The 231-nt window shown below is 70.1% G+C and carries 1 protein-coding gene; it reads right to left on the bottom strand.

Going from position 1 to position 231, the window contains the following annotated elements:
• A partial coding sequence (locus ACPYOD_RS19205) for a hypothetical protein (RefSeq protein ID WP_481303277.1) occupies positions 1-231 on the bottom strand: 231 nt, incomplete at both ends.

The following is a 231-nucleotide window of genomic DNA, read 5'->3' as shown; positions in this document are numbered from 1 at the left end:
TGCCGTCGAAGAGCTCGACGGTCTGGCTGGCGGCGGCGGTGCCCGAGAGAGTGAGGGTGGTATCGAAGGTGGTGCCGCCGTTGGCTACCTCGCCTTGGGAGTCGCGCACGGAACTGATGGTCGGGGCCGTCGCGGCGGCGATGGTGACGGTGCGCACGGCCGATTCCGGCTGGCTGCCGTACTGGCCGACGGCCTTGAAGCTGTGGCTACCCAGGGCCAGGCCGGTGAGCT

This window comes from Luteibacter sp. HAY1-4A (assembly GCF_056755355.1).
Note: the sequence above shows the minus strand (reverse complement) of the source record. Positions and strands in the feature narration are given on the sequence as shown.